Genomic DNA, 22621 nt, shown 5'->3' with positions numbered 1-22621 from the left:
CACCTAAATGCATTTTAATTATAATCGCCATCTCATTCGAACTCATATTCAAATATTCTAACGGTATCCCCTTGTTGGATGCCCTTTTTAATAAGATCATCTCAAACACCTATTTTCTTTAAAATGTTATTAAATCTAAGTAGGTTGTCATAACTTACTAATGGGATTTTATCGTATAGTTTCTGGATTCTTGGTCCAGAAATTTCGAAATATCCTGCGTAAGGGTTGATAATTTTATATTCCTCTTCAAGTGAGATTTCGACGACTTCGTCCTCTTGAACTTCTTCGATTGGTTTTAATTTGTTAGCTTCAATTAAGTTTCATAATTCTTTCTTAACTTCGTCTAAATTATTCATGTCTAAAGCTGAAATTTGAACTATTTTAACATTTGGGTATTTTGCAACAAATTTTTCGTAATGTTCTTTAAATTGCGGTAGATCATTTTTATTTGCAATTACCAATTGAACTTTGTTTTCTAAATGTAAGCTATAGCTTTTTAGTTCTTCATTAATTGTTTCGAAATCTTCAATCGGATCTTTATATTCGCTACCAAAATCAATGATGTGAGCAATAACGCGACATCTTTCAATGTGTTTTAAGAATTGAATCCCCAATCCACGACCTTGAGATGCTCCTTCAATTAATCCTGGCAAATCAGCTACAACAAATGAATTATCGTAGTATTTAACCATACCTAATTGAGGAACTAAAGTTGTAAATTCATAGTCGGCAATTTTTGCTTTTGCATTTGAAATTGCTGAAAGCAAGGTACTTTTTCCAGCGGATGGTTTTCCAACAACTCCGACATCTGACATTATTTTTAAAATGATATGAGCATCGAATTTTTCGCCACGTGTACCATTTTCACAAATTCTAGGAGCGGTATTACGTGGTGATTTAAATTTCATATTACCACGACCACCTTGACCACCTCTAGCTACTAAGTATTCTTTAGGTTCGATAATATCAGCAACTACCTTGCCATTATTATAAACGACTGTACCGATTGGAACGGGAACGTATTTATCTTTTCCCGCGGCTCCATATAAATTTTTTGGTCCACCGTTGACTCCGTCATCAGCAGTTATTTTTTTGTTTCCATAAAGAGATAAAAGTGTATTTTTTCCAAGGTCACCAACGAAATAAATATTTCCGCCACGACCACCATCGCCGCCGTCTGGTCCTCCCTTGTCAACGTGTGCTTCTCTTCTAAATGAAATCATTCCGTCGCCGCCTTTTCCAGCAACTAATTGAATTTTAATTTCATCAATAAATCTAGCCATTTATTACCCCCTTACTTCAAAATAAATATATAAATTATGTTTTATTCTTTTGATGAGTTAAATTTAGATAAATAATCTAATATCGCAATACCTAAACCATGTTCCTGAACTGATCTGGTTACATATTTTGCTTTTTCTTTAACTATGTCTTTTGAATTATCCATTGCGTATGAATAATTGAAACGTTTAAACATTGAAAAATCGTTTTCTGAGTCCCCAATAACCATAACGTCATTGTTTGAGTAGTTTTTGAATATATTTTCTAACATTCATAAAATCGCTCTACCTTTTGATGCTCCGTAAGGTAAGATTTCAAGGTTCATATGTGTTTTTATTAATTTAACATCTAAACCTTTTAATAATTTGATTAATTCATCAACATTTTCGGTTGTTTCAAAATAAACTTCAATTTTCGAAACGTTTTTAATGTCTTGTCCTTCATATAATTCAAATTGGTCAAATGTTTCATATCTAAAGTAAATTCTGTTTAAAAACTCTTTATCTTCTTCTTTAAAAATATAAAAAGCATCTGAACTTCAGCCGGCTGCTGAAACTTTATGTTCTCTAAAAATATCAAAGATTTTTTTAACAACTTTTGGGTTAATGAATTCTTCTCTTACGAATTTGTAACGCTTAAAATCGTAAATTTGAACACCACTTGAACCGATTATGTAATCAGCATTAACAAGTTTTGCAAGTTTGAACATCTTAGGACAAATTGGGTTTCCAGTTGCGATATTGAAACTTAACTCGTTGTTTTTAATTATGTTTAAATTGTAGTTTGAGACGTAACCATTGCTTGTGTAGATTGTTCCGTCAACATCACTAAATACTATTGGTTTCTTTTTCATAAAAGCCCCTTTCTGCTAAATGCTAATAAATAATACATTATTTTTAAAATTTGGATAATTTTTCATTCTAATAAGTAATATTTAAGATTAAAATAGAAACGTTTCCGGTTTTTACCGAATTATTTAACTTATTTTTACTAATCAAAAATACTATTTATATATAAAGTGGTAAAATTAGTATATAAGTTTTACTTATATTAAAATAAGAAAGACGTGTACTATATAAATCACACTTTATCAGGTTTAACATCGCTTTCAAATCATAAAATTAGAAGGAGAAAATATGACACCACACATTAACGCCAAAAAAGGCGAAATTGCTAAAACAGTTTTAATGCCCGGAGATCCATTGAGAGCAAAATTTATTGCTGAAACATTTTTGGAACCAGGTTATAAATTAGTTAACACTGTTAGAAATATGTTTATTTACACAGGAAAATACAACGGTAAGGAAGTTTCTATTGCTGGATCGGGTATGGGTTGTCCATCAATCGGGATTTATAGCTATGAATTATTTGCATTTTACGATGTAGAAGAAATTATTAGAATTGGTTCAGCAGGCGCTTACGTTGCTGACTTACCTCTATATCAAACATTTTTAGCTACTGAAGCTTACGCTGATAGTGACCACTTCAGAAGATTAGTTTTAGGAGATGAATTTGCGTCTAATTTAGCATTACCATCTGCTCAACTAAATGATGAATTGAGAGCTTCAGCTAAAGCTCAAGGTATTGATTTAGCTGAAGGACGTGTTCACTCATCAGACGTTTTCTACTCAACTTTAACTGTTGAAGACAGAATTAATCAAACTAAGTCGGCATGTGTTGAAATGGAATCATTAGCATTATTTACTAATGCTGAAAAATTAGGTAAAAAAGCTGCTTGTTTATTAACCATTTCTGACAACTTGGTTACACATGAAGAAACATCACCTGCTGAAAGACAAACTGCATTTACCAATATGATGAAAGTAGCTTTAGGAGTAGCAAAATAATATGCGTATAGTCGATTTAATCGAAAAAAAAAGACTAAATAAAAGTCTTACAAAAGAAGAGATAAACTATTTAATTTCTTCGTATGTTTCTGGTGAAACACCAGATTACCAAATGGCAGCATTTATTATGGCTGTTATGTTTAATGGAATGGCTAAAGAAGAAATTGCCGAATTCACACGTGTTATGATGCTTTCAGGAGATGTTATTGACTTAAGTTCAATTCCAGGAATCAAAGTTGACAAACACTCAACTGGTGGAGTTGGGGACAAGACAACTTTAGCTGTAGCCCCAATTGTTGCTGCTTGTGGTGCACCAGTTGCTAAAATGTCAGGTAGAGGTTTAGGACACACAGGTGGTACTTTAGATAAATTAGAATCAATCCCTGGTTTCAGATTCGAATTAACTGAAGCAGAATTTATTAAACAAGTTAAAAAATACGGTATTGCAGTTATCGGACAAACTGGTCAATTAGTACCGGCTGACAAAAAACTTTATGCATTAAGAGATGTTGTTAACTGCGTACAGTCAATTCCATTAATCGCTTCATCAATTATGTCTAAAAAATTAGCTACTGGTTCAGATGCAATATTACTAGATGTTAAATGTGGTAATGGTGCGTTTATGAAAAATGAAGAAGAAGCAATTGATTTGGCTAAAACAATGATTTCAATTGGTAAAGAGCTTAATGTTGATGTTAGAGCTGAAATAACTAACATGAACAGACCAATTGGTAGAGAAATCGGAAACAAAAATGAAGTTCTTGAAGCTATCTGAACATTACAAGGTAAGGGACCTCACGACTTCAATGAATTGGTTAAATCTTCTTGTGCAACCATTCTTTTACAATCTAAAATTTGTACAGATTACGAAGAAGCTAAAGCGAGAGTTCAAGAAGTTATTGACAATGGTAAAGCATTGGAAAAATTCTATGAATTTGTAACTATTCAAGGAGGAAATGCTGAAATCCTAAAAAATGCATCAGCTTTCTGAAAACCTAAATACAAACACGAAGTTATTGCTCAAAATGAAGGTTACCTAGAAATTTTTGATTCATTAACTTTTGGTGTTGTTGCAATGAAATTAGGGGCTGGACGTGCCAGAAAAGAAGATTCAATCGACTTTGAAGCAGGAATAACATTAAATAAAAAAACAAATGAAGTTGTTAAAAAAGGTGATGTTTTATTCACTCTATACTCTTCAAACCCAATTGACTTGAAACTTGTCGAAGAATTATCTTCAGCATATAAATTTAACGATAAACAAGTTGAAAACAAAATTATATTGGCTAAATTAAGCTAATTTAGGAGAAAAAAATGAACTACAATCAAATGATAGATCACACATATTTAAAAGCTGATGCCACACAAAAAGACATTGACAACCTAATTGCAGATGCAATTAAATACAATTTTAAAACTATTTGCGTTAACTCATCATGAGTACCTTACGCTAAATCAAAATTAGCCAACACCGGTGTTGGTATTACATCAGTAATTGGCTTCCCATTAGGGGCTTGTTTAACTAATGTTAAAGCTTTTGAAGCACAAGAGGCTATCAAAGCTGGTGCAGATGAAATTGACATGGTTATTCACATTGGTAAAATGAAAGAAGGCCAATACGAATATGTTCTAAACGACATTAAAGAAGTTAAAAAAGCTTGCGGCAAAAATACATTAAAAGTTATTGTTGAAACAGCTTTATTAACTAAAGAAGAAATTAAAGAAGTTACAAGAATCGTTATGAAATCAGGAGCTGAATTCATTAAAACTTCAACAGGATTTTCAACACGTGGGGCTTCATTAGAAGATGTAAAAATTATGAAATCTATCTGCGGAGATACTTTATTAATCAAAGCAGCTGGTGGAATCAGTAACAAAGCTGATATGATTGCAATGGTTGAAGCTGGAGCAAATAGATTCGGTACAAGTCGTTCAATCGCTATTGTTGAAGGTAAGGATTCAAACGAAGGTTACTAATTACTTTTTAATAGGGCGCAATGCCCTTTTTTTATGCTCTTTTTATCTAATTTACTGTTATTTGAATGCTTCTGGCAATAAAAATAAGGCAGTGCCTTATTTAGTATTCTGTAATTATTGGGAATTCCTGGGTTAATTTTTTAATTTCATTAATAATATTTTTCGTTTTAATTTTGTCCGATAAAATTGTGTCGTGTTCAGTCAAGATTGTATCAATAATTGAAGCTAATTTAAATCATTTTGTAAATTTTCTTGAAGTCATTGCTGCAACACCAATTCTTATACCTGATGAAACCATTGGACTTAATTCATCATTTGGTATAGTATTTTTATTGACTGTGATATTAAATTTACCAAGTAAGATTTCTGCATCTTTACCAGTAATTTTATAGCTTTTATAAACATTGATGGTAAACAAATGATTCTCAGTTTTTCCTGATACTATTTCTATATTTTTATTTGTAAATCACTCACTGAAATCTTTGGCATTTTTGATAATTTGACGCCCATATTCTTTGAACTCTGGTTTCAGTGCTTCACCAAAAGCAACGGCTTTTCCGGCAATAGCATGAAATAGAGGACCGCCTTGATAACCTGGAAAAACTCATCTATCAATCTTTTTAGCTATTTCATCATTATTAGTCATAATGATTGCACCACGCGCTCCTCTTAATGTTTTGTGGGTGGTTGATGTAATTATATCTGCATAACCAACAGGAGAAGGGTGGACACCAGCAATTATCAGTCCCGAGATATGAGCTATATCCGCCATTAGTTTTGCTCCGCAAGCGTCGGCTATTTCTTTAAATTTTTTGAAATCAACGATTCTAGGATATGCAGAATAACCACATATAATGACCGCCGGTTTTTCTTTGATTGCTAGTTCTTTAATTTTATCGTAATCTAAAACGCCGTTATTGTCGACTTCGTAAGGTATTGATTCATAAAAAATACCACTAAAACTAATCTTATATCCGTGTGTTAGGTGTCCACCCGAATTTAATGAAAGTCCCATTATCTTATCGCCTGGTTTTGCAACCGATGCTAATGCTGCAGCATTTGCAACCGAGCCCGAATAAGGCTGGACATTTGCAAATTTAACACCGAATAATTTTTTTAGTCGTTCAATTGCTAGCGATTCAACTACATCAACATTTTCACACCCACCATAATATCTTCTTCCGGGATAACCTTCACCATATTTATTTGTTAAAACACTTCCCACGGCTTTTAAAACATCATTGGAAACATAGTTTTCAGAAGCTATTAACTCAATATGTTCATTTTGTCGTTTAACTTCATTGTTGATTGCTTTTTGTATGATTTTGTCGTTTAATACTATTTTTTTGTACATGTGCACCCCTTAATTATATTGATTATTAATTTGGTCAATGATATTGCTTTCTGCAGTTATTCTTATTGTTATTTTATTGCATTCATCTGTAACGAATTTGTCAATCTGTTCAATCTCGAAAACATTGTATTTTGAATTGATTTCGTCAATTTTATTCCCTATATTTTCTTTCTTACCTAATTCAAATGTGATATCTAATGTTTTTAATGGACTTGAATCATATTCATTGAAAATTAATTGAGTATTTAATTTAACATCTTTGAATTCTGCAACTCATAAATCGTCTTTTGCGTATCTAGGGTGAATCTTACCAATTCAACCAATCATTTCATTGTTAAGTATTATTTTTGCAGATACATTTGGATGAATATACTCATTATCTATAAATGGGACAAAAACAAGATTTGGCGTTTTTAAATAATTAACAATATCTTGTTTTAACTCTGTAAAACTTTTAATATTTGTTACTAAACCTATTACGTATTTATTATTGTTAATCATTCCTTTTTCAAAAATGTTAATTTTATCAATTTTATGTTTTATGTTATAGTTAGCAACCTGTAACATTGAAGTGATTATTGAGTTTCTAATAACTTCTCTTTCTTTTGAAACAAATGTTTGTAATTTAATTGTATTTTCAAAACTAAATGGATTTAAGTAGTTATTTAAAATGCTATCCAATGTAAAGGTTCTAACTTCTTTATAACCCATTGCCTGAAGTAATGATTTTGAAATATCTCTTTTATCAACTTTGAAAGGAATCAAATACGGTGCAAGCGGTTTGAAATTTGTGTAGCCATAAAATCTGAAATATTCTTCAATAATATCTTCGAATGTTTGAATATCTTTACGATAGTTTGGTGCGACTATTCTATTTTTATCCATTCTAAAACCTATTAGTTTTAGTTTTTTCTCCACATCTTCAAATACTTTTAGGCCACCTAAATCTGTGTTGGCATAAAGTGCCAATTTTTTACGATTTTGTAAAACACTATTGCCCAATCTTGATTTAGGTAATCCAATAACATTACTAAATGGGTGTTTATCTACAAAAGCTTTATATTGAAGATATTTCATTCCAAAACGTAAGATATGAGCATTAACACCACGACCACCTTGAATCGATGAAGCAGAATCAATTTTTACTTCTTTGGCTCCATGACGAACTTTTTTTGAATCGAAAACACCAATTTCGAACGCGATGTGAGTTGTGTCATTTTTTACAGAGGTTTCGGAGCAACCTATTACGCATGCTAAAGAAATTAACTTGTTTTCGTCGAAAATAGCCAGTGTGTCATTGACTTCTATTTCTTTATCACCAAGTATTTTAACCTTACCAGTATAATTTTGACAAGTAAGTTTATTACCAATTTTGTCTTTGTCATATGCATGTGTCGGTGCCCCAGTGTAAAGCAATGTTAAATTAGAAATATCTACAGCTCAAATATTCTTCGCCTCAACTCCGTGTTTTGCCAAAAATAGCATATCTAATAGGTTTGTATTAGTTTTATATGTTTTACATTCCATAAAAGCCAAATAATCTGCCCGATGTTTAGATGAAGAAATCTTAGTTTTATATTTATTAATTATTTTTTTGTTATCTCAATCGAATCATTTAAATTCGGTATTGTAATATGCCGCCAATTCACGGGCTAACACATAATATGAATTAGCATCAGAACGATTAGCGGGTGTTGTAATATCAATAATGTAGTCGTCCAATCCAAAGTATTCGACAGGATCTATGTCTAATGGCAATGGTTGTTCAAGCATCATTAAATCTTCTTCTTTAAAAGGTAATTTAGATATATCAAACCCTAACTCATTAAAGTTTGAAAGCATACCTTGTGATTCTATCCCGGCTATTTTTTTAGTACCAAAAACGACGCCCCCTTTAGAAGCTCCTTCAACAAATGCGGTAGTATAACAACCGACTTTCGCATTTTTCGCGTTTGTTTGTATTGTGATTTGTTTATTATCCGCAAGTTCCAATTCTACAACAGTTAAATTTTTAGAATTTGGGTTTGCATATACGTTTATAACTTTGGCAAATTTAACTCCTTCAACATCACTAAGTGGTGCAATTGATTCGACTTCATATCCAAGATTATTAATGGCTTTTTCAACTGTCAAATCTAGTTTTTTATTTGGCAAAAATTTATTTAATTCTTTTAATGTTACTATCATGATTTTCCTTTCGCAAACTAAAATCAATTGGTTTGGTTAATTTTTGATTTACTTTTTTATAGAAATTAAAATCTTTAAAACTATTTGTTGAGCGTGAATATGATAAAGGCGACGGATGAGAACAAGCAATAATTTGGTCTCGGCTAATTAATTTTAAATCAATAAATTCCTTAACAAAATCTTGTGCCTGTTTCCCTCATAAACCAAATAGTACCTTTGGATTAAATCCAATAACATATTTAATTAAATTCTTAACAAATATGTCTCATCCTAGAGCTGAATGTGAATTTGGAGTTTTACTTCTGACACTCAAAGTTGTGTTTATTAGTAAAATTCCTTGCTTAGCTCACGATTCGAGTGAATAGGTTTCAATAATTGAATTTGGATAATCTTTAATTAGTTCTTTAAGCATATTATTTAAACTACGAGGGCATTTGTTTTGTCTTGTACTAAATGCGAGACCATCAGCTTGTCCAGCCAGATAGTATGGGTCTTGACCTAAAATAATCAATTTAGTATCTTCTGGTTCAAAGAATTTTAATGCTCTAAATCTATCTTTTTCAGCTGGATAGATTTCGTAATTTATTTCTTCTTGTCTAAGTTTGGATTGAAGTTCTATAAAGTAGTTTTTCTTTTTCTCAATATTTAGAAAAGTATCAAATTTATTTTTCGGCATTAAATTGGTTGAGTGTTCTTAAATCGTTTGTATAGAACTCCCGAATATCTTTAATTCCATATTTAACCATTGCTATTCTTTCGATTCCTACACCGGCTGCAAACCCATTATATTTTTTGTTATCATAACCAGCTAATTTCATTACATTTGGGTGCAACATTCCAGCACCTAAAACTTCAATTCAACGATTTTTGTAAAAAATATCAACTTCAACACTTGGTTCTGTAAATGGAAAAAAGCTAGGTCTTAATCTTAATTCTAATTCTTCTTCAAAAACATAACTCAATAGAGATTTTAGAGTTCAAATAAGATTAGGGAAGCTTACATTACCAACGCTCACAAAATCTAGTTGAGTGAATTGATGTGAGTGAGTTGCATCATCTTCATCATTACGGTAAACTTTTCCGATTGCGAAGTTATTCAGTGGTTTATTTGCATTTTTTTCTAGTTCCGCAGCACTAATTCCGGTATTGTGTGTTCTCAGTAATGTTGTTGGGTTTAAGTACAGTGAGTCATGCATTGCTCTTGCAGGGTGGTCAGAAGGCATATTTAATTTTTCAAAGTTGTAGTAATCAGAACAAATTTCACCTGCTGTAGATTCAAAATATCCATTTTGGATAAATCAATCACGCATTCTATTTTCAATAATTGTGACAGGGTGCAATGAGCCAGGTGTTATAGTAGGTTGAGTTACATCAATAAACGTATTATTAACTAAGTCATCAATTCTTTTGTCTTCTAATTTTTTTTCAGCTTGTTGAAATAATTGTTCATAATCTGATTTGATTCTGTTAATATGTTGTCCAATTTCTCTCTTTTTATCATTTGGGGCTGTTTTTAATTCGATTTGTAACTGAGATAATTCTCCTTCTTTTCCATAGATTTTATTTTTGGCTATTTTTAGCTCCTCAAATGTATTAATTTCTTCAATATTAATTTTCATCTTTTTTGTCCTTTCAATTTGCTATTAGATTACAGTAATCGGTAATTTTTTTATTATCGTTTTTACTTGGAGTAAAAAACTTCATATTTTCAATTTTTTTAGGTAAATAAGTTTGATTGACTCATGAATTTGGGTAATCATGAGGATATTTATAATTAATTCCGTAGCCGAGTTTAGATGCGGAAGAAAAATGGGAATCTTTCAAGTGTTTAGGAACTTCAAAAATATTTCCTGCTTCTATAAAATCAAGCATTTTATTCATTGCTTTGTACGTTGAGGAACTTTTCGGGGAAAGTGCTAATTGGGTAATTAAATAGAAAATTGGTATATTGGCTTCCGGGAAACCTAAACGCTCAACTGCATTTAAAGCAGCTTCAACACGCAATGAGGCATTAGGGTCTGCAAGACCAATATCTTCATACGCCACAGCAGTTAAACGTCTAAATAGACCTTGATAATCGCCACTCTTTAAAATTATTGCTCCTCAATATAATGCTGCGTCAACATCGGAACCACGCAGAGATTTATGAAATGCCGATAAATAATCGTAGTGCGCACTTGAATCTTTATCAACATAAAAATTTATGTTTGGTATTAAGGTCTTAATAATATCTTCGCTAATTTCTTGACCGTTACTTAATGTAGCAAGCATTTGTAAATTATTCAAACAAAACCGATAATCTCCGGTTGAATGTTTGATTAAACATAAGATATTATCATCGCTTATGTTTAATTTTGGGTAGTTTTGTTTAATAACCACTTTTAAAGCTTCAAAAATGTCGTGTTCATCTAATTTCTTGAACTGTAGAATCTGCATTCTACTTCTTAATGCTGGGTTGACTCTAAAATAAGGATTTTCAGTTGTTGTTGCGTAAATTATTACTTTATCAAATTCAAGATAAGAAAGCAAGATATCTTGCAAGTTTTTGGTTAGCCTGTGGATTTCATCTATGATAACTATGTCATTATTATTTATCATTGTAATTAATTCATTTTTATTATCTACGCTAGCATTAAATAAACCGTATTTTAAACCTAAATCATTAGCTAAAGCAATAGCTGTCGAGGTTTTTCCAACTCCTGACTCACCAAAAAAAATGTAACTTGTGTGCAAGTGACTTTCAACAACTTTTTTTAGTAAATTAACAATATTTTTTTGACCCACTATGTCGTTTAGCGTCTTAGGTCTTAGTTTATTAGCTAAATTATTCATAATAATATTTTAAGTTATATAAAAATAAAAAATAATAAAAATTAAAAATTCCTAATATCACTTTTTAAGCATGTTGTCATTGTTGTGTTAATGTTTCGTTTTTTAAGTTATAAAACCCAAATGCTTGGTGTCATGTTTTGTGACTGTATATAAATTTTATGCTTCGTAAAGCGATTGTTTTAGATAAATATTAACATTTAAAAACCATATTTATTTAGGATTTTTGATTCTTAGATAATGATTTAACCTACAAAAATATATTTATTGAGACTATTAATTTCATTGTTTATTTCTTATTATTTGTTAGCATTTAATTTTTATTCTTATTATCATAATAGAATAGTTTGATAAAACATTATTTCTGTATATCTATTCGGTGTATAAACCGAATAACTAATTGGAATTTGTTTACACCTTATTTATTGCTGATGCAAAAAATTCTTTTAATATTGATTTCTGTTAATTTTTTAAAAAAAACTTATAGTTATTGCAAATAAAGTTAAAAAACTAACAAAAAACGTCGGTAAGTGATTGTTATTTCATTGTTGTAAAAATATTATTTTTAAAATTTCAATTGTTTGTTATACTAACTAATATACATTAATATATAGTTCATTAACTTTATATTTATAGTAATGGAGACATATGAAAGCTTTTAATAAATCAAGGTCAAACAATAATAAAAAAAATAATATCGAAAATAATGAAAATAATGAAATTAGTAAATCTTTTATTCCTTATATTTTATCAATAGTATTTTCAATATTTTTGGGTATTGTATTATTCTTTTTCACTTCTTGAACCGTTAGGGATACGTTTAATTATGGCAGCTATAACAAAATGTTAACCTTTATTGTTTCGGCTATTTTTCTATTTATAAATTCTTTTATTGTTTTATATTTTTGATGAATTGGCATTCGAGATTTTTTTATTTGGGTATACTATCTCTTCAATAGAAATAAAGTAAATACCACTATGAAGAAAGTAAAAAGTATCAATATTTCCAAATACAATCAACCTAGAGTAGTTTTGGCTTATTGTACCTATAACGATTTCAATCCTAAAGCGTTAATACAATCTATGAAGCAAAATTATAATAATTTTAAAACAGTTATTTTAGATGATTCGTCTAATCCTCAAATCAAAAATGAGATTGATGTTTTTTCAAAAAAATATCCTAATATAGATGTGATAAGACGCGAAAATCATGTTGGATTTAAAGCGGGAAATATAAATAATTATTTTTTGAATAATTCTAATTGGGATTACTTTGTTATATTGGACTCTGATGAAGTTATACCACCAAATTTTATAGTTGATTCCCTTAAGTATTTTTCTTATTTTAAAAAAATTGGAGTAGTCCAAGCTAATCACAAATCAATAAACGAAAAAAATGATTTTCAGAGATTCTTTGGTACAACAATTCTTTCCGGATGTACAACATCACTTACTGCTAAAAATTTATCAGGTGTTGTTACTTTATTTGGGCACGGCGCCATGATATCAAAAGAGTGTTATGATTCAGTAAACGGATTTCCTCAATTAGTTAGTGAAGATAATGCGTTCAGCGCTTACATTTTGATGAAGGGGTATTATGTGTATTTTGCGCCGGATATTATCTGTGGTGAAGAATTTCCGACTAATTATTTAGCATTCAAAAAACGTCAAACAAAATTCACGCTAGGAAATATGCAACTAAATTCCGATGGTGTATTAAAAAATATATTTAAATCTAAATTAAATTTCTTTTTTAAATGGGATTTGATTTCACATTTTATGCTTATATATTTGACTGTGATTTTAGGCTTTTTTTTCATGGCAATAAACACACTTATATATTTTATGGAGCAGAATTTATTTTACAAAAATTTGACCATATTGGCAATATCGTTATTTTTTATTTTTATACCTTGAATTAAAGAATATATTATCCAATTTAAGTATAATTCTTGGATTAAAATATTTATTTTTATTTTATTGTCCACATTCATGATATATTCGCTTTTTCTAATCACTCTAAAGGCAGTTGTTTTAAAATTATTTGGAAAAAAACCTAAATTCATCGTAACACCTAAAGAAAATGAAAAAATTACTTTTAAAATGTTTTTGAGAGCCAATTGATTTGAATTATTGTTAAGTATAATTATAATTTGCTTAATTGTATGAAAAAGCATATTCTGAATATTTTTTCTATTGGCGTTAGGATTTATGAGCTGTTTCATATTTGTGGTAATGAGCAATTCAAATAAGACAAATAAGACCGAAAATGAAATTAAATTTGAGTCATATTCTAATAATTTATATGAAAACCAAAATTTATCTAGAAAACTATTTAAAAATATTAAAAGAAGGAGATAAAAAATGAATGTTTATTTAAATTTATCTAGCAGTTTTTCATTCAAAAAACTTATTGAAATACTGAAATATTTCAATAAGTTTTACAAAAAAAACTTCAGCAAAAGATTAAAATCAACTGAAAAAGAATTGTATTTTTATCTAGGGCTTAATAAAATTTATTTACCTTTGTTTTTGTTAAATAAGTCGCATAATTTAAAGGTTTTCACATATGAAGATATTAGTCCTGATGCTAACAAACATTATAGTTACACTTCTCCATTTTTATACCGTGAAACAGGTCTTGAAGAACTTATCATAAGCGATTTCCTTTATAAAGGATTAGACGAATTTCATTCTAGAACATTAATTAATAAAATAGATGAAAATTATAATTTTAATATTAGAACCTCTATTTTAACAGAATCTGAATATTTTATTAATGATTTAACTGATTATTTTTTGCAAAATGTGGTCCCTTTTAAGACAAAATTTTTTATTAAATTAACACCAGATTCGCCTTATATATTAGATTTAATCAAAAACAAGATCGATTTTTATTTATCTAAAAATAATTTTTTTGAATTCGGGATTCTGATGGATGAAATCGATAATTCTTTAATTAAAAAAACCACCGATATTGGAATTGAAAATATCTTTGTGGGTAAAGTTATCAATTCATTTGAGGAAATTGAGGATATTTTCCTTAGTTTATCTAAAATTAATTAAACATTTTTACAGTAATTCAAACTACAATTTTTAAAATTAGTTTTATTTATATTATAACTTTTGTAACTTTAAGATTAATTATATAAAAACTTGATATGTTTATCCAAATCTTAATAAAAGTTTTAATTAAACATATTAAAGTATTATTACTGCCGTCTAGTCGATAAAATTTATGAAGAATTCAACTATTTTTAAAATAAACAATTTTATTTTGGTTTATGACGTAGCAATAGGAAGATTTATCCTTGCTCAATATGATTCATAGTTTATAAAGGTAGATTTTTTAAAGAAATAAATAAAAACACTAAGCAAATCACATATGCTTGGTGTTTTTATTTATACTGACTATTTTGCGTCTTCTTCCTTAAAACCTTGATCTTGTTGTTTTTGCATTTCAGTATTTATCATTTCAAATGCTTTGTCAATTTCATCTAGTTTTTGTTTTAGGGTTTCATAATCCTTAGATTCTAATAATTTTTCTAGTTCTGAAATTTTTTCTTCCGACATTTTTCTTTGTTCTTCGTTGATTTTGTCTTTATTTTCTTCTAAAGATTGCTTCATTTTAGAAACTAATGATTCAGCACGGACAATTGTTTCAATTTCTTGGGCGCGTTTTTCGTCGGCTTCTCTATTTGCTTCGGCATCTTTAACCATTTTATCTACTTCTTCATCACTTAATTTTGATGAATTTTTGATTACTTTACTTTCTTGTTTACCAGATTTTAGGTCTTTAGCAGAAACTGTGGTAATACCATTGGCATCAATAGTAAATGATACCTCAATTTGGGCTGTTCCACGTGGTGCGGGTTCAATGCCATCTAAGTTAAACATACCTAATGATTTACAGTCATTTGCTAATTTTCTTTCGCCTTGTACGACATGAATTGTAACGGCTGTTTGATTATCAGCTGCTGTGGTAAAGGTTTTAGTCTTAGTAATAGGGATTCTCGTATTACGTTCTATTAATGAAGCAACGATACCGTGTTCTGTTTCGATTCCAAGAGTCAAAGGTGTAACATCAACTAATAAGATATCACTTATATCTCCGGCTAAAACAGCACCTTGAATTGCAGCTCCCATTGCAACAACTTCATCAGGGTTTACAGATTTATTTGGTTTTTTACCTAGTTTTGTTTCAACTAGTGTTTGAACGGCGGGCATTCTTGTTGAACCCCCAACAAGTAAAACATCACTAATTTCAGATAATGATATTTTAGCATCGCTAAGTGCTCTGTCAATAGGTGCTTTACATCTTTCTAATAACGATGCGGTCATTTGTTCAAATTCACTACGTTTTAATTCAGCTTCAACGTTAATTGGGGCTTGCCCTTCAATGAAAATTAAGAAAGGTAGTGAAATATGAGCAACCATTGATGAAGATAAATCTATTTTTGCTTTTTCAGCAGCTTGTTTTAAACGAGCCATTGCCATTTTGTTTTCCGTAACATCATAATTGTGTTCTTTTTTGATTTTGCTAACTAATCAATTAACGATAGCATGATCTCAATCATCTCCACCTAATTCGTTATCTCCGGCGGTTGATAATACTTCGAATGTACCGTCTGCTAATTCCAAAATAGAAACGTCAAATGTACCACCACCAAGGTCGAAAACAAGAACTTTCTTTTCTTCATCGGTCTTATCTAGACCAAAACTTAATGCAGCAGCAGTTGGTTCATTAATTATTCTTAATACTTCTAGACCCGCAATTTTACCTGCTAATTTTGTTGATTCACGTTGTGCGTTATTGAAGTATGCTGGAACAGTTATAACTGCTTTTTCTACTTTGTGCCCAATTTTTTCTTCTGCGTATTTTTTTAGATTAGATAGAATCATTGCTGAAATTTCCTCGGGTTTGTACTCTTTTCCGTTTGCTTTGACGGTTTGTTTTGTACCCATTAATCTCTTAATTGATGCTATAGTGTCAGGGTTAGTTTCAATTTGATTCTTTGCGTTTTCACCAACTATTGTTTCTCCATCTTTAAACGAAACAACTGAAGGTGTTGTTCTTTTACCATTAAGGTTTTCTAAAACTACTGGTGTCCCATTATCTACGATTGAAACAACAGAGTTAGTAGTACCTAAGTCGATACCAATAATTACTTCTTTTGCCATAATTAAAATTCCTTTCAATTTATTTTGTCGAATATATTTACGTAATTATTTTACCACAAATTAGCAGTCTTATATTTTAAGTGCTAATTTTTTTGCTTTTTACAAAAATATCTATGTTTAAACAGTATTAGTAAAAAAATTACTCAAGATGTATATCATATTAATAAAGTAACTTCGCTAATTTCTATGTTTAAAATTAAAATTGGAGAAAGTTTTACTGCTAAATTTATGACCAAATCCAAAGATTCATGTATAAACGATAAAAATTGCGGGCTAAACCAAAAGAGCAAGGAACATAAGTAGACAAATTCTATTAAAGGAGTAAATAAAATTACTCATATCATTCCTAAAAGATTAATTGATTTATTAAATTTTATATTAAATAGTAGTGTAAAAACGGAAATCAAAAATGAAACTAATAAATATTTGAAAAAAACATTTTTTCGGTTCCTAATTATTTTTAAATTATTAATTAACATAATTATTGATGTAACTGAGTAAGTCAAAATGAAAGAATAATTATATATAAGATAAAAATTAATGTAAAAAGTTATTAACGAAGATGTGGCTAAACCGATTCATTTATTCTTTTTAAAAATTTTAAATATATACATTATGAACGCTCTTAGAGGGGGTATAAAATTAGGTATTAAACACAAATAATAAAATGAAATTATTAATGATAATACCTTTACTCAAACTTGCATTTTTTTATTTTTAATTTTATTGATAAATATTGTAAATATTTTATAAATTAAATCGAAGTGAATTCCGGATATAACTAACAAGTGGATTATGTTCAATTTAATTGCGTTTTGTTTTATGTCATTCACATTGTCATTAGAACCAAAAATTATTAATTTTCAATATTTTTGAAATAGTATTGGTTGATTTTTACAGTAATTATTTATTAAATTTTCAATAGATAATTTTGGTTTTTTTACTTCTAAGACAATTGGTTTCTCCAATAAAAAATCTATATTCTGTTTATTAAAAAAGTCATTATATTTTTCCTCGTTTATTCTTGGAATGCCTTTTATTTCTACGGTGTTGCCGGCATATAGGTTTTCGGCCGTGTTAAATTTATTTTGATAAAACAGCAAATTGACATTTTTGTAACTTATTATTGTGTATTTTTCTGAAGTTTTAACGATACGAGCATTGAATGTAATTTGCTCATTTATAGTAATATTTTCATTATTATTTCAGCGAGCAAAATGCAATAAATAAATTATTACTAATAGAACAGCTAATAAAAATAACTTCTTGCTAATGATTAGTAGATAAATAGAAGATAAGCTTAAAATTATTAATCATAAATACCTTAAGTAAAACGAAGTTATTGATAAATGTAAAAAAATAGGAATCATAAAACTGATTATTCATGATGCTATAGGATTATGATAGTTTTTAATTTTTTGATGCTTGCGGGCCCAATACCCTTTAATGATGCAATTTTTTCTCAAGTTGGTTTACCGATCTTGTTCTTATTGTTTATGATAATTAATGCAATTTTTCCTTTTATTCCCCTTTCAATCAGTTGTTCTACTGTATTCAATCTATCCCAGTGAATTTTATTTGACGTAGATTTTTTATATGGTATTTCAATGGTTGAGGATTTGTCGACATGACTATCAATTGGAACTTTTGACAAATCACTATCATTTGTAATGCCAGCAATTTTTAAAATATCAATAAATTTGGTTCCTACATCTATTTCGTATTCTCCGGGATTATTTACTGCGCCTTTCACATTTACAATAATGGTTTTTTTCTTAGATTCATTCACCTTTATTACCCTTTGGTCGTTTACTAAAGAGATTGTTAAAGCTCCGAAAAATAATAAAATCACCCCAAGTAAATATTTCGTAATTCTCTTTTTTCTCATACTTTTAATTAGGTAAAAATCAAATCAGTCCCGGAAAAAAGGAAATAATTATCATTTATTGAGTAAAAAATAAAAAATAAGCCTACGCTTATTTCTAGAATACTAATTCTTTAGCAATACCTTTATCGTGGAATACATATTGTGTATCATTTCTAAATACCACATCGACTAATTCGGGATAATCAATAAAAGGATTGCGATTTCTTTGGTGTTTGTAAATTCCATTATTTCTGTCTAAATCAAACTGAGTGATTGAATCTCTATCGTTTCATTCTAATAATTCATTTAAAAAGTGTGCTTTAATTTTATTATTATTTGAACTATCAAATAATCTGCTTGCAACACCCTTTTGAGTTATATTTCTATCATTATATGTTAGATAAAAATACAAAATAGCTCTAGCCACATCACCTTTGAACTCATTAATCACTTCGGTTACATATCCACCATCAACGCCAGTTCCAACCTTAGTTCCATTAATTGATGTTCAACCGCTTTTTACATTTCCGTATGGGTAATTGCTATGTTTGCCATTAACGTGAATATCTGTTGGCCAAACGTGGTGAGCATCATTTCTCATTGGAGATTCTTTACCAAATCAGGATTGAGCAATGATATGTTCGCAGTTTCATCCGCCTCCCTCGCCTGCAGCAGTTGATCCATTGTTATTAAACGAATAAGTATACTTATCATTTCCATTTGGAATTTCTTCATACATATCAAGTAACGAACCATCTTTTTCATAATATTTATCGACAAATGCATCGCGATATGTTCTGTGCAAATCTCCATATTCACCAGTGGAATTACGGTGTTGACGTTGTAGTTGCATTAAGGCATCAATTAGTTGTTGACCACTTTTGCCCTCTAAAGAACTATAAAATTTGTCATGTGAATCATATTTAATTGACGTTGCTTTAGTGATTGAAGGAGCAACTAAATCAGGATATTGATCGCTAAATTTACCAATAATTTTAATATCAGTTAACTTTTCATTTAAAGAACCATTAATTTTTTCTTTATTTTTTGAAAGGTTAACGTTCGTTTGGGGTGTTGCGTTGTCCAGCAAAACTCCGTTTTTTATTTTAAATTTTGTTTCATAAACATTTTCGGAAATAAGACTTGGAGCGTTTTTTCCTTTATAATATCTTGCTTTATATTTTAAAGTTAATACATTTCCGTCAATATTAAATGCGATTTCATCGCTGGGGTTTTTTTCGTCGCTGTCTATGCTACAAAATTGAAAACTTGTATTTGAAGGATTTTGTTTTAAAACAAAAAGTTTTTTTGCTTGATTTCATTCTGTCCCGCCTTTAGGTCTGTCTGGCGAAACGATTATCGCTTTAGATGAGTAAGAATAAAATAATTTTTGACCTTGTAATTCCTTAAGCACATCTGTATCTGATGATTCTAATTTAAAGATGTTATCAACATTCATTGCTCAATTTGCAAATTCAGAATCAATTTTACTTAACTTAACTTCATATTTATTTGTTTCGGTTTGATTGGTTTTACCGCTAATTATTGATTTTTCATTTTGATTATCCTGTTTTTGACAAGCTGCGGATACAACTGCTAAAGCAGCTGATGAAAAACCTACTAGCGGCAATAGTATAAATTTATTTAATTTTTTCATATAATAATTCCTTTATGCATTAGCATCAAAAAAATAATGGGACTCGAAATGAGATTTTATAAATATTTTGATATATTTGCTTCTAAATTATACATTTATGGATTTATATAGTTTCATTTTTTAAGTATTGCCATAATATTTTAATAAATTTCCATATTTTTTCCATATTTTTACATAAGTCCGTTAAATAACGTGTTTTGGGCGAAGGCAATATTTTTAAAGAGACAAACTTATAATATCGTTTTAAACAATATCAAATAATTTCCAAAATTGTAAAATTGGTGATTACTTAAATTGTTATTTTTTATGTGTTCGACCTATTCTTGAATATTTAATTTTGTGAATTTGTATTTCTGAGCAATTTTGCGTATAACCCAAAATGCAATACAGCTCTTTTGATTAATTGTTTTAACAACTCGCTGTATGGTTGGTGGCAATGATTTATTTTATTTTTTTGTTTATGCAAATAAATACCTTAGGATACGTCATACGTAAACTTTTGATTTGAAAAGTACTTGTAATCGTTTTGGTAAGCTAAACAAACTTACGCACAATGCACTTTTGCTTTTATTTTGTTTTCTTGTTTATTGCTGTTTTTATATTTAAAATAGTAAGCACAATATTTGTAAATTAGACATTTCAAAATTAATATCTAATAAATAATAGTGTTGTTGAATAGTCTTATAATACTTAAAATGACTAATTATTTATTTGCAATGGTGTCTTCTCTGTGCGCAATGCATGTATAATAAGGATAGAAATGGAGATAAAATGAAAGTAAATTTTAAATCAAAACTTGTCGAGCTCTTAGGTAAACAAATTAATATGGGAGATAAATTTCCAACTTTTAAAGCTGTTAATTTAGATTTAAGTGACTTTAATTTTGATGATTTACCAAAATCAAAGAAATTAGTTATTTCAATACCTTCAATTGATACGGGCGTTTGTGAAATGGAAACTACAAAGTTTATGAATTATTTTAAAAATTTAGATTACCCTGTGTTGGCAATTTCTTATGACTTACCATTCGCTTTTGTTCGTTGATGCACTGCTCGTGATAATAAAAAAGTTATTCCGCTTAGCGAATTTAGATATAATGATTTTGGTCTTAAAACTGGAACAAAATTAGACGAAGTTGGTTTATTGACTAGGGCCGTATTCGTCTTGGATGAAAATAACGAAGTATTACATGTTGAGTATGTTAAAGAAGTTAGTAATGAACCTAATTACGAAAAAGTTTACGAATTTTTTAAATAGTTAAACACTAATTTTTTAATCAGCGCTTTCGCGCCGTTTTTTATTTTTTATTCGAACCATTAATTATTAATTCGATAATAATTCGAATTAGGAATTGACAATAATTTATTTAGCAAAGTTTATTTGATAAAGAAATAATTAAAACATTAATAAGGTACAATATTAAATTTAATATTAATATATTATAAAAACTAGAAGTTCTTGTTATAAAAAAAATATAAAAAAATTTTGTAAAAATCTAAACTATATTAAAATAATAATCACTAGCATATGTTAGTTAAATTACCTGACGAAAATGACCGAAAAAAATTAAAAAAATATTTGGTTTTTATTTGAAAGCGTGATATTATTATTAAGCGTTTTATAAATAACGCATTGTTCTTTGAAAACTAGATATATAAACATGACGAAGTCAATTTTTTCGAGAGTTTGATCCTGGCTCAGGATGAACGCTGGCTGTGTGCCTAATACATGCATGTCGAGCGAAGTACTTTTGTACTTAGCGGCGAATGGGTGAGTAACACGTACTCAACGTACCCTTCAGATTGGGATAGCGGTTGGAAACAACCGATAATACCAAATACTTGTAATTATCGCATGGTGATTACATAAAAGGCGCGTTTGCGCCACTGGAGGAGCGGGGTGCGTAACATTAGCTTGTTGGTGAGGTAACGGCCCACCAAGGCGATGATGTTTAGCGGGGTTGAGAGACTGATCCGCCACACTGGGACTGAGATACGGCCCAGACTCCTACGGGAGGCAGCAGTAGGGAATATTCCACAATGGACGAAAGTCTGATGGAGCGACACAGCGTGCAGGATGAAGGCCCCATGGGTTGTAAACTGCTGTGGTAAGGGAATAAAAAATAGCATAGGAAATGATGCTATATTGAATGTACCTTATTAGAAAGCAACGGCTAACTATGTGCCAGCAGCCGCGGTAATACATAGGTTGCAAGCGTTATCCGGAATTATTGGGCGTAAAGCGTCTGTAGGTTGTTTATTAAGTCTGGCGTTAAATTTTGGGGCTCAACCCCAAATCGCGTTGGATACTGGTAAACTAGAGTTATGTAGAGGTTAGCGGAATTCCTTGTGAAGCGGTGAAATGCGTAGATATAAGGAAGAACACCAACATGGCGAAGGCAGCTAACTGGACATACACTGACACTGAGAGACGAAAGCGTG

17 protein-coding genes and 1 rRNA gene are annotated in these 22621 nt (G+C 29.7%); 7 read left to right on the top strand and 11 right to left on the bottom strand.

Features of this window, described 5'->3' with window-relative positions; genetic code table 4:
* Positions 1–14 precede the first annotated feature (14 nt).
* Both obgE and KQ878_RS02635 read right to left on the bottom strand, forming a co-directional pair.
* On the bottom strand, positions 15–1283 hold the full coding sequence (gene obgE, locus KQ878_RS02640) for a GTPase ObgE (RefSeq protein ID WP_216505619.1): 1269 nt from the start codon (positions 1281–1283) through the stop codon (positions 15–17).
* Positions 1284–1324: 41 nt separating this feature from the next.
* On the bottom strand, positions 1325–2134 hold the full coding sequence (locus KQ878_RS02635) for a Cof-type HAD-IIB family hydrolase (RefSeq protein WP_216505620.1): 810 nt from the start codon (positions 2132–2134) through the stop codon (positions 1325–1327).
* A gap of 283 nt (positions 2135–2417) precedes the next feature.
* On the opposite strand from KQ878_RS02635, the gene deoD reads away from it, so the two are divergent.
* From deoD to deoC, 3 genes are read left to right on the top strand one after another with little or no spacing between them, the layout of a single operon-like run.
* Positions 2418–3128 carry a purine-nucleoside phosphorylase gene (gene deoD, locus KQ878_RS02630; protein WP_216505621.1) on the top strand — a complete coding sequence of 237 codons (711 nt, stop codon included), beginning with the start codon at positions 2418–2420 and terminating at the stop codon, positions 3126–3128.
* A 1-nt stretch (position 3129) separates the two neighbouring features.
* Positions 3130–4428: a pyrimidine-nucleoside phosphorylase gene (locus KQ878_RS02625; protein WP_216505622.1), complete on the top strand. Its 1299-nt coding sequence runs from the start codon at positions 3130–3132 to the stop codon at positions 4426–4428.
* 14 nt (positions 4429–4442) lie between these two features.
* Positions 4443–5105, top strand: coding sequence for a deoxyribose-phosphate aldolase (deoC, locus tag KQ878_RS02620; RefSeq protein ID WP_216567887.1), 663 nt, complete (start codon positions 4443–4445; stop codon positions 5103–5105).
* 100 nt (positions 5106–5205) lie between these two features.
* Here the strand turns inward: deoC and glyA are convergent, their stop codons facing one another.
* Genes glyA through KQ878_RS02595 form a run of 5 tightly spaced genes read right to left on the bottom strand, consistent with a single transcriptional unit; the run spans position 5206 to position 11478 of the window.
* On the bottom strand, positions 5206–6459 hold the full coding sequence (gene glyA, locus KQ878_RS02615) for a serine hydroxymethyltransferase (protein WP_216505624.1): 1254 nt from the start codon (positions 6457–6459) through the stop codon (positions 5206–5208).
* Positions 6460–6468: 9 nt separating this feature from the next.
* Positions 6469–8646 (bottom strand): phenylalanine--tRNA ligase subunit beta, encoded by a 2178-nt coding sequence (locus tag KQ878_RS02610; RefSeq protein ID WP_216567886.1) that lies wholly within the window; start codon positions 8644–8646, stop codon positions 6469–6471.
* Entirely contained in the window at positions 8618–9322 is a 705-nt protein-coding gene (locus KQ878_RS02605; RefSeq protein ID WP_216505626.1) for a uracil-DNA glycosylase, read from the bottom strand. The genes KQ878_RS02610 and KQ878_RS02605 overlap by 29 nt, the downstream gene beginning before the upstream one ends.
* On the bottom strand, positions 9309–10265 hold the full coding sequence (gene pheS / locus KQ878_RS02600; RefSeq protein ID WP_216567885.1) for a phenylalanine--tRNA ligase subunit alpha: 957 nt from the start codon (positions 10263–10265) through the stop codon (positions 9309–9311). The genes KQ878_RS02605 and pheS overlap by 14 nt, the downstream gene beginning before the upstream one ends.
* A complete protein-coding gene (locus KQ878_RS02595; protein ID WP_216567884.1) occupies positions 10255–11478 on the bottom strand; it encodes a replication-associated recombination protein A in 1224 nt (407 codons plus the stop codon). Before KQ878_RS02595 ends, pheS begins: the two co-directional genes overlap by 11 nt.
* Positions 11479–12453: 975 nt before the next feature.
* Between KQ878_RS02595 and KQ878_RS02590 the strand changes: the two genes are divergently transcribed.
* Together KQ878_RS02590 and KQ878_RS02585 are read left to right on the top strand one after the other, a co-directional pair.
* Positions 12454–13836: a glycosyltransferase family 2 protein gene (locus KQ878_RS02590; protein WP_216567883.1), complete on the top strand. Its 1383-nt coding sequence runs from the start codon at positions 12454–12456 to the stop codon at positions 13834–13836.
* A 3-nt stretch (positions 13837–13839) separates the two neighbouring features.
* Positions 13840–14541, top strand: a complete 702-nt coding sequence (locus tag KQ878_RS02585) for a hypothetical protein (RefSeq protein ID WP_216567882.1) — start codon at positions 13840–13842, stop codon at positions 14539–14541.
* Between the two features lie 345 nt (positions 14542–14886).
* On the opposite strand, the gene dnaK is transcribed toward KQ878_RS02585, so the two are convergent.
* The 4 genes from dnaK to KQ878_RS04410 all read right to left on the bottom strand — a co-directional run bounded on the left by dnaK (position 14887) and on the right by KQ878_RS04410 (position 20180).
* Positions 14887–16656, bottom strand: a complete 1770-nt coding sequence (gene dnaK / locus KQ878_RS02580; RefSeq protein WP_216567881.1) for a molecular chaperone DnaK — start codon at positions 16654–16656, stop codon at positions 14887–14889.
* A gap of 83 nt (positions 16657–16739) precedes the next feature.
* Positions 16740–18122: an MAG0480 family ComEC-like protein gene (locus KQ878_RS04530; RefSeq protein ID WP_373422575.1), complete on the bottom strand. Its 1383-nt coding sequence runs from the start codon at positions 18120–18122 to the stop codon at positions 16740–16742.
* Entirely contained in the window at positions 18047–18544 is a 498-nt protein-coding gene (locus tag KQ878_RS02575; RefSeq protein ID WP_216505633.1) for an MAG0490 family ComEA-like DNA-binding protein, read from the bottom strand. The genes KQ878_RS04530 and KQ878_RS02575 overlap by 76 nt, the downstream gene beginning before the upstream one ends.
* 94 nt (positions 18545–18638) lie before the next feature.
* The gene (locus tag KQ878_RS04410) at positions 18639–20180 is read right to left on the bottom strand and encodes an endonuclease (RefSeq protein ID WP_216567880.1); all 1542 of its coding nucleotides are present in this window, start codon (positions 20178–20180) and stop codon (positions 18639–18641) included.
* Between the two features lie 771 nt (positions 20181–20951).
* Here KQ878_RS04410 and tpx point away from each other — a divergent pair.
* Together tpx and KQ878_RS02560 are read left to right on the top strand one after the other, a co-directional pair.
* Positions 20952–21437 carry a thiol peroxidase gene (tpx, locus tag KQ878_RS02565; RefSeq protein WP_216567879.1) on the top strand — a complete coding sequence of 162 codons (486 nt, stop codon included), beginning with the start codon at positions 20952–20954 and terminating at the stop codon, positions 21435–21437.
* A 417-nt stretch (positions 21438–21854) separates the two neighbouring features.
* Positions 21855–22621, top strand: a 16S ribosomal RNA gene (locus KQ878_RS02560); the annotation flags it as partial.

The sequence above is a fragment of the Mycoplasma zalophidermidis genome (assembly GCF_018913985.1).
Lineage (GTDB): Bacteria > Bacillota_I > Bacilli_A > Mycoplasmatales > Metamycoplasmataceae > Mycoplasmopsis > Mycoplasmopsis zalophidermidis.
The sequence above is the reverse complement of the archived record's forward strand: the minus strand, read 5'-3'. Positions and strand labels throughout refer to the sequence as shown.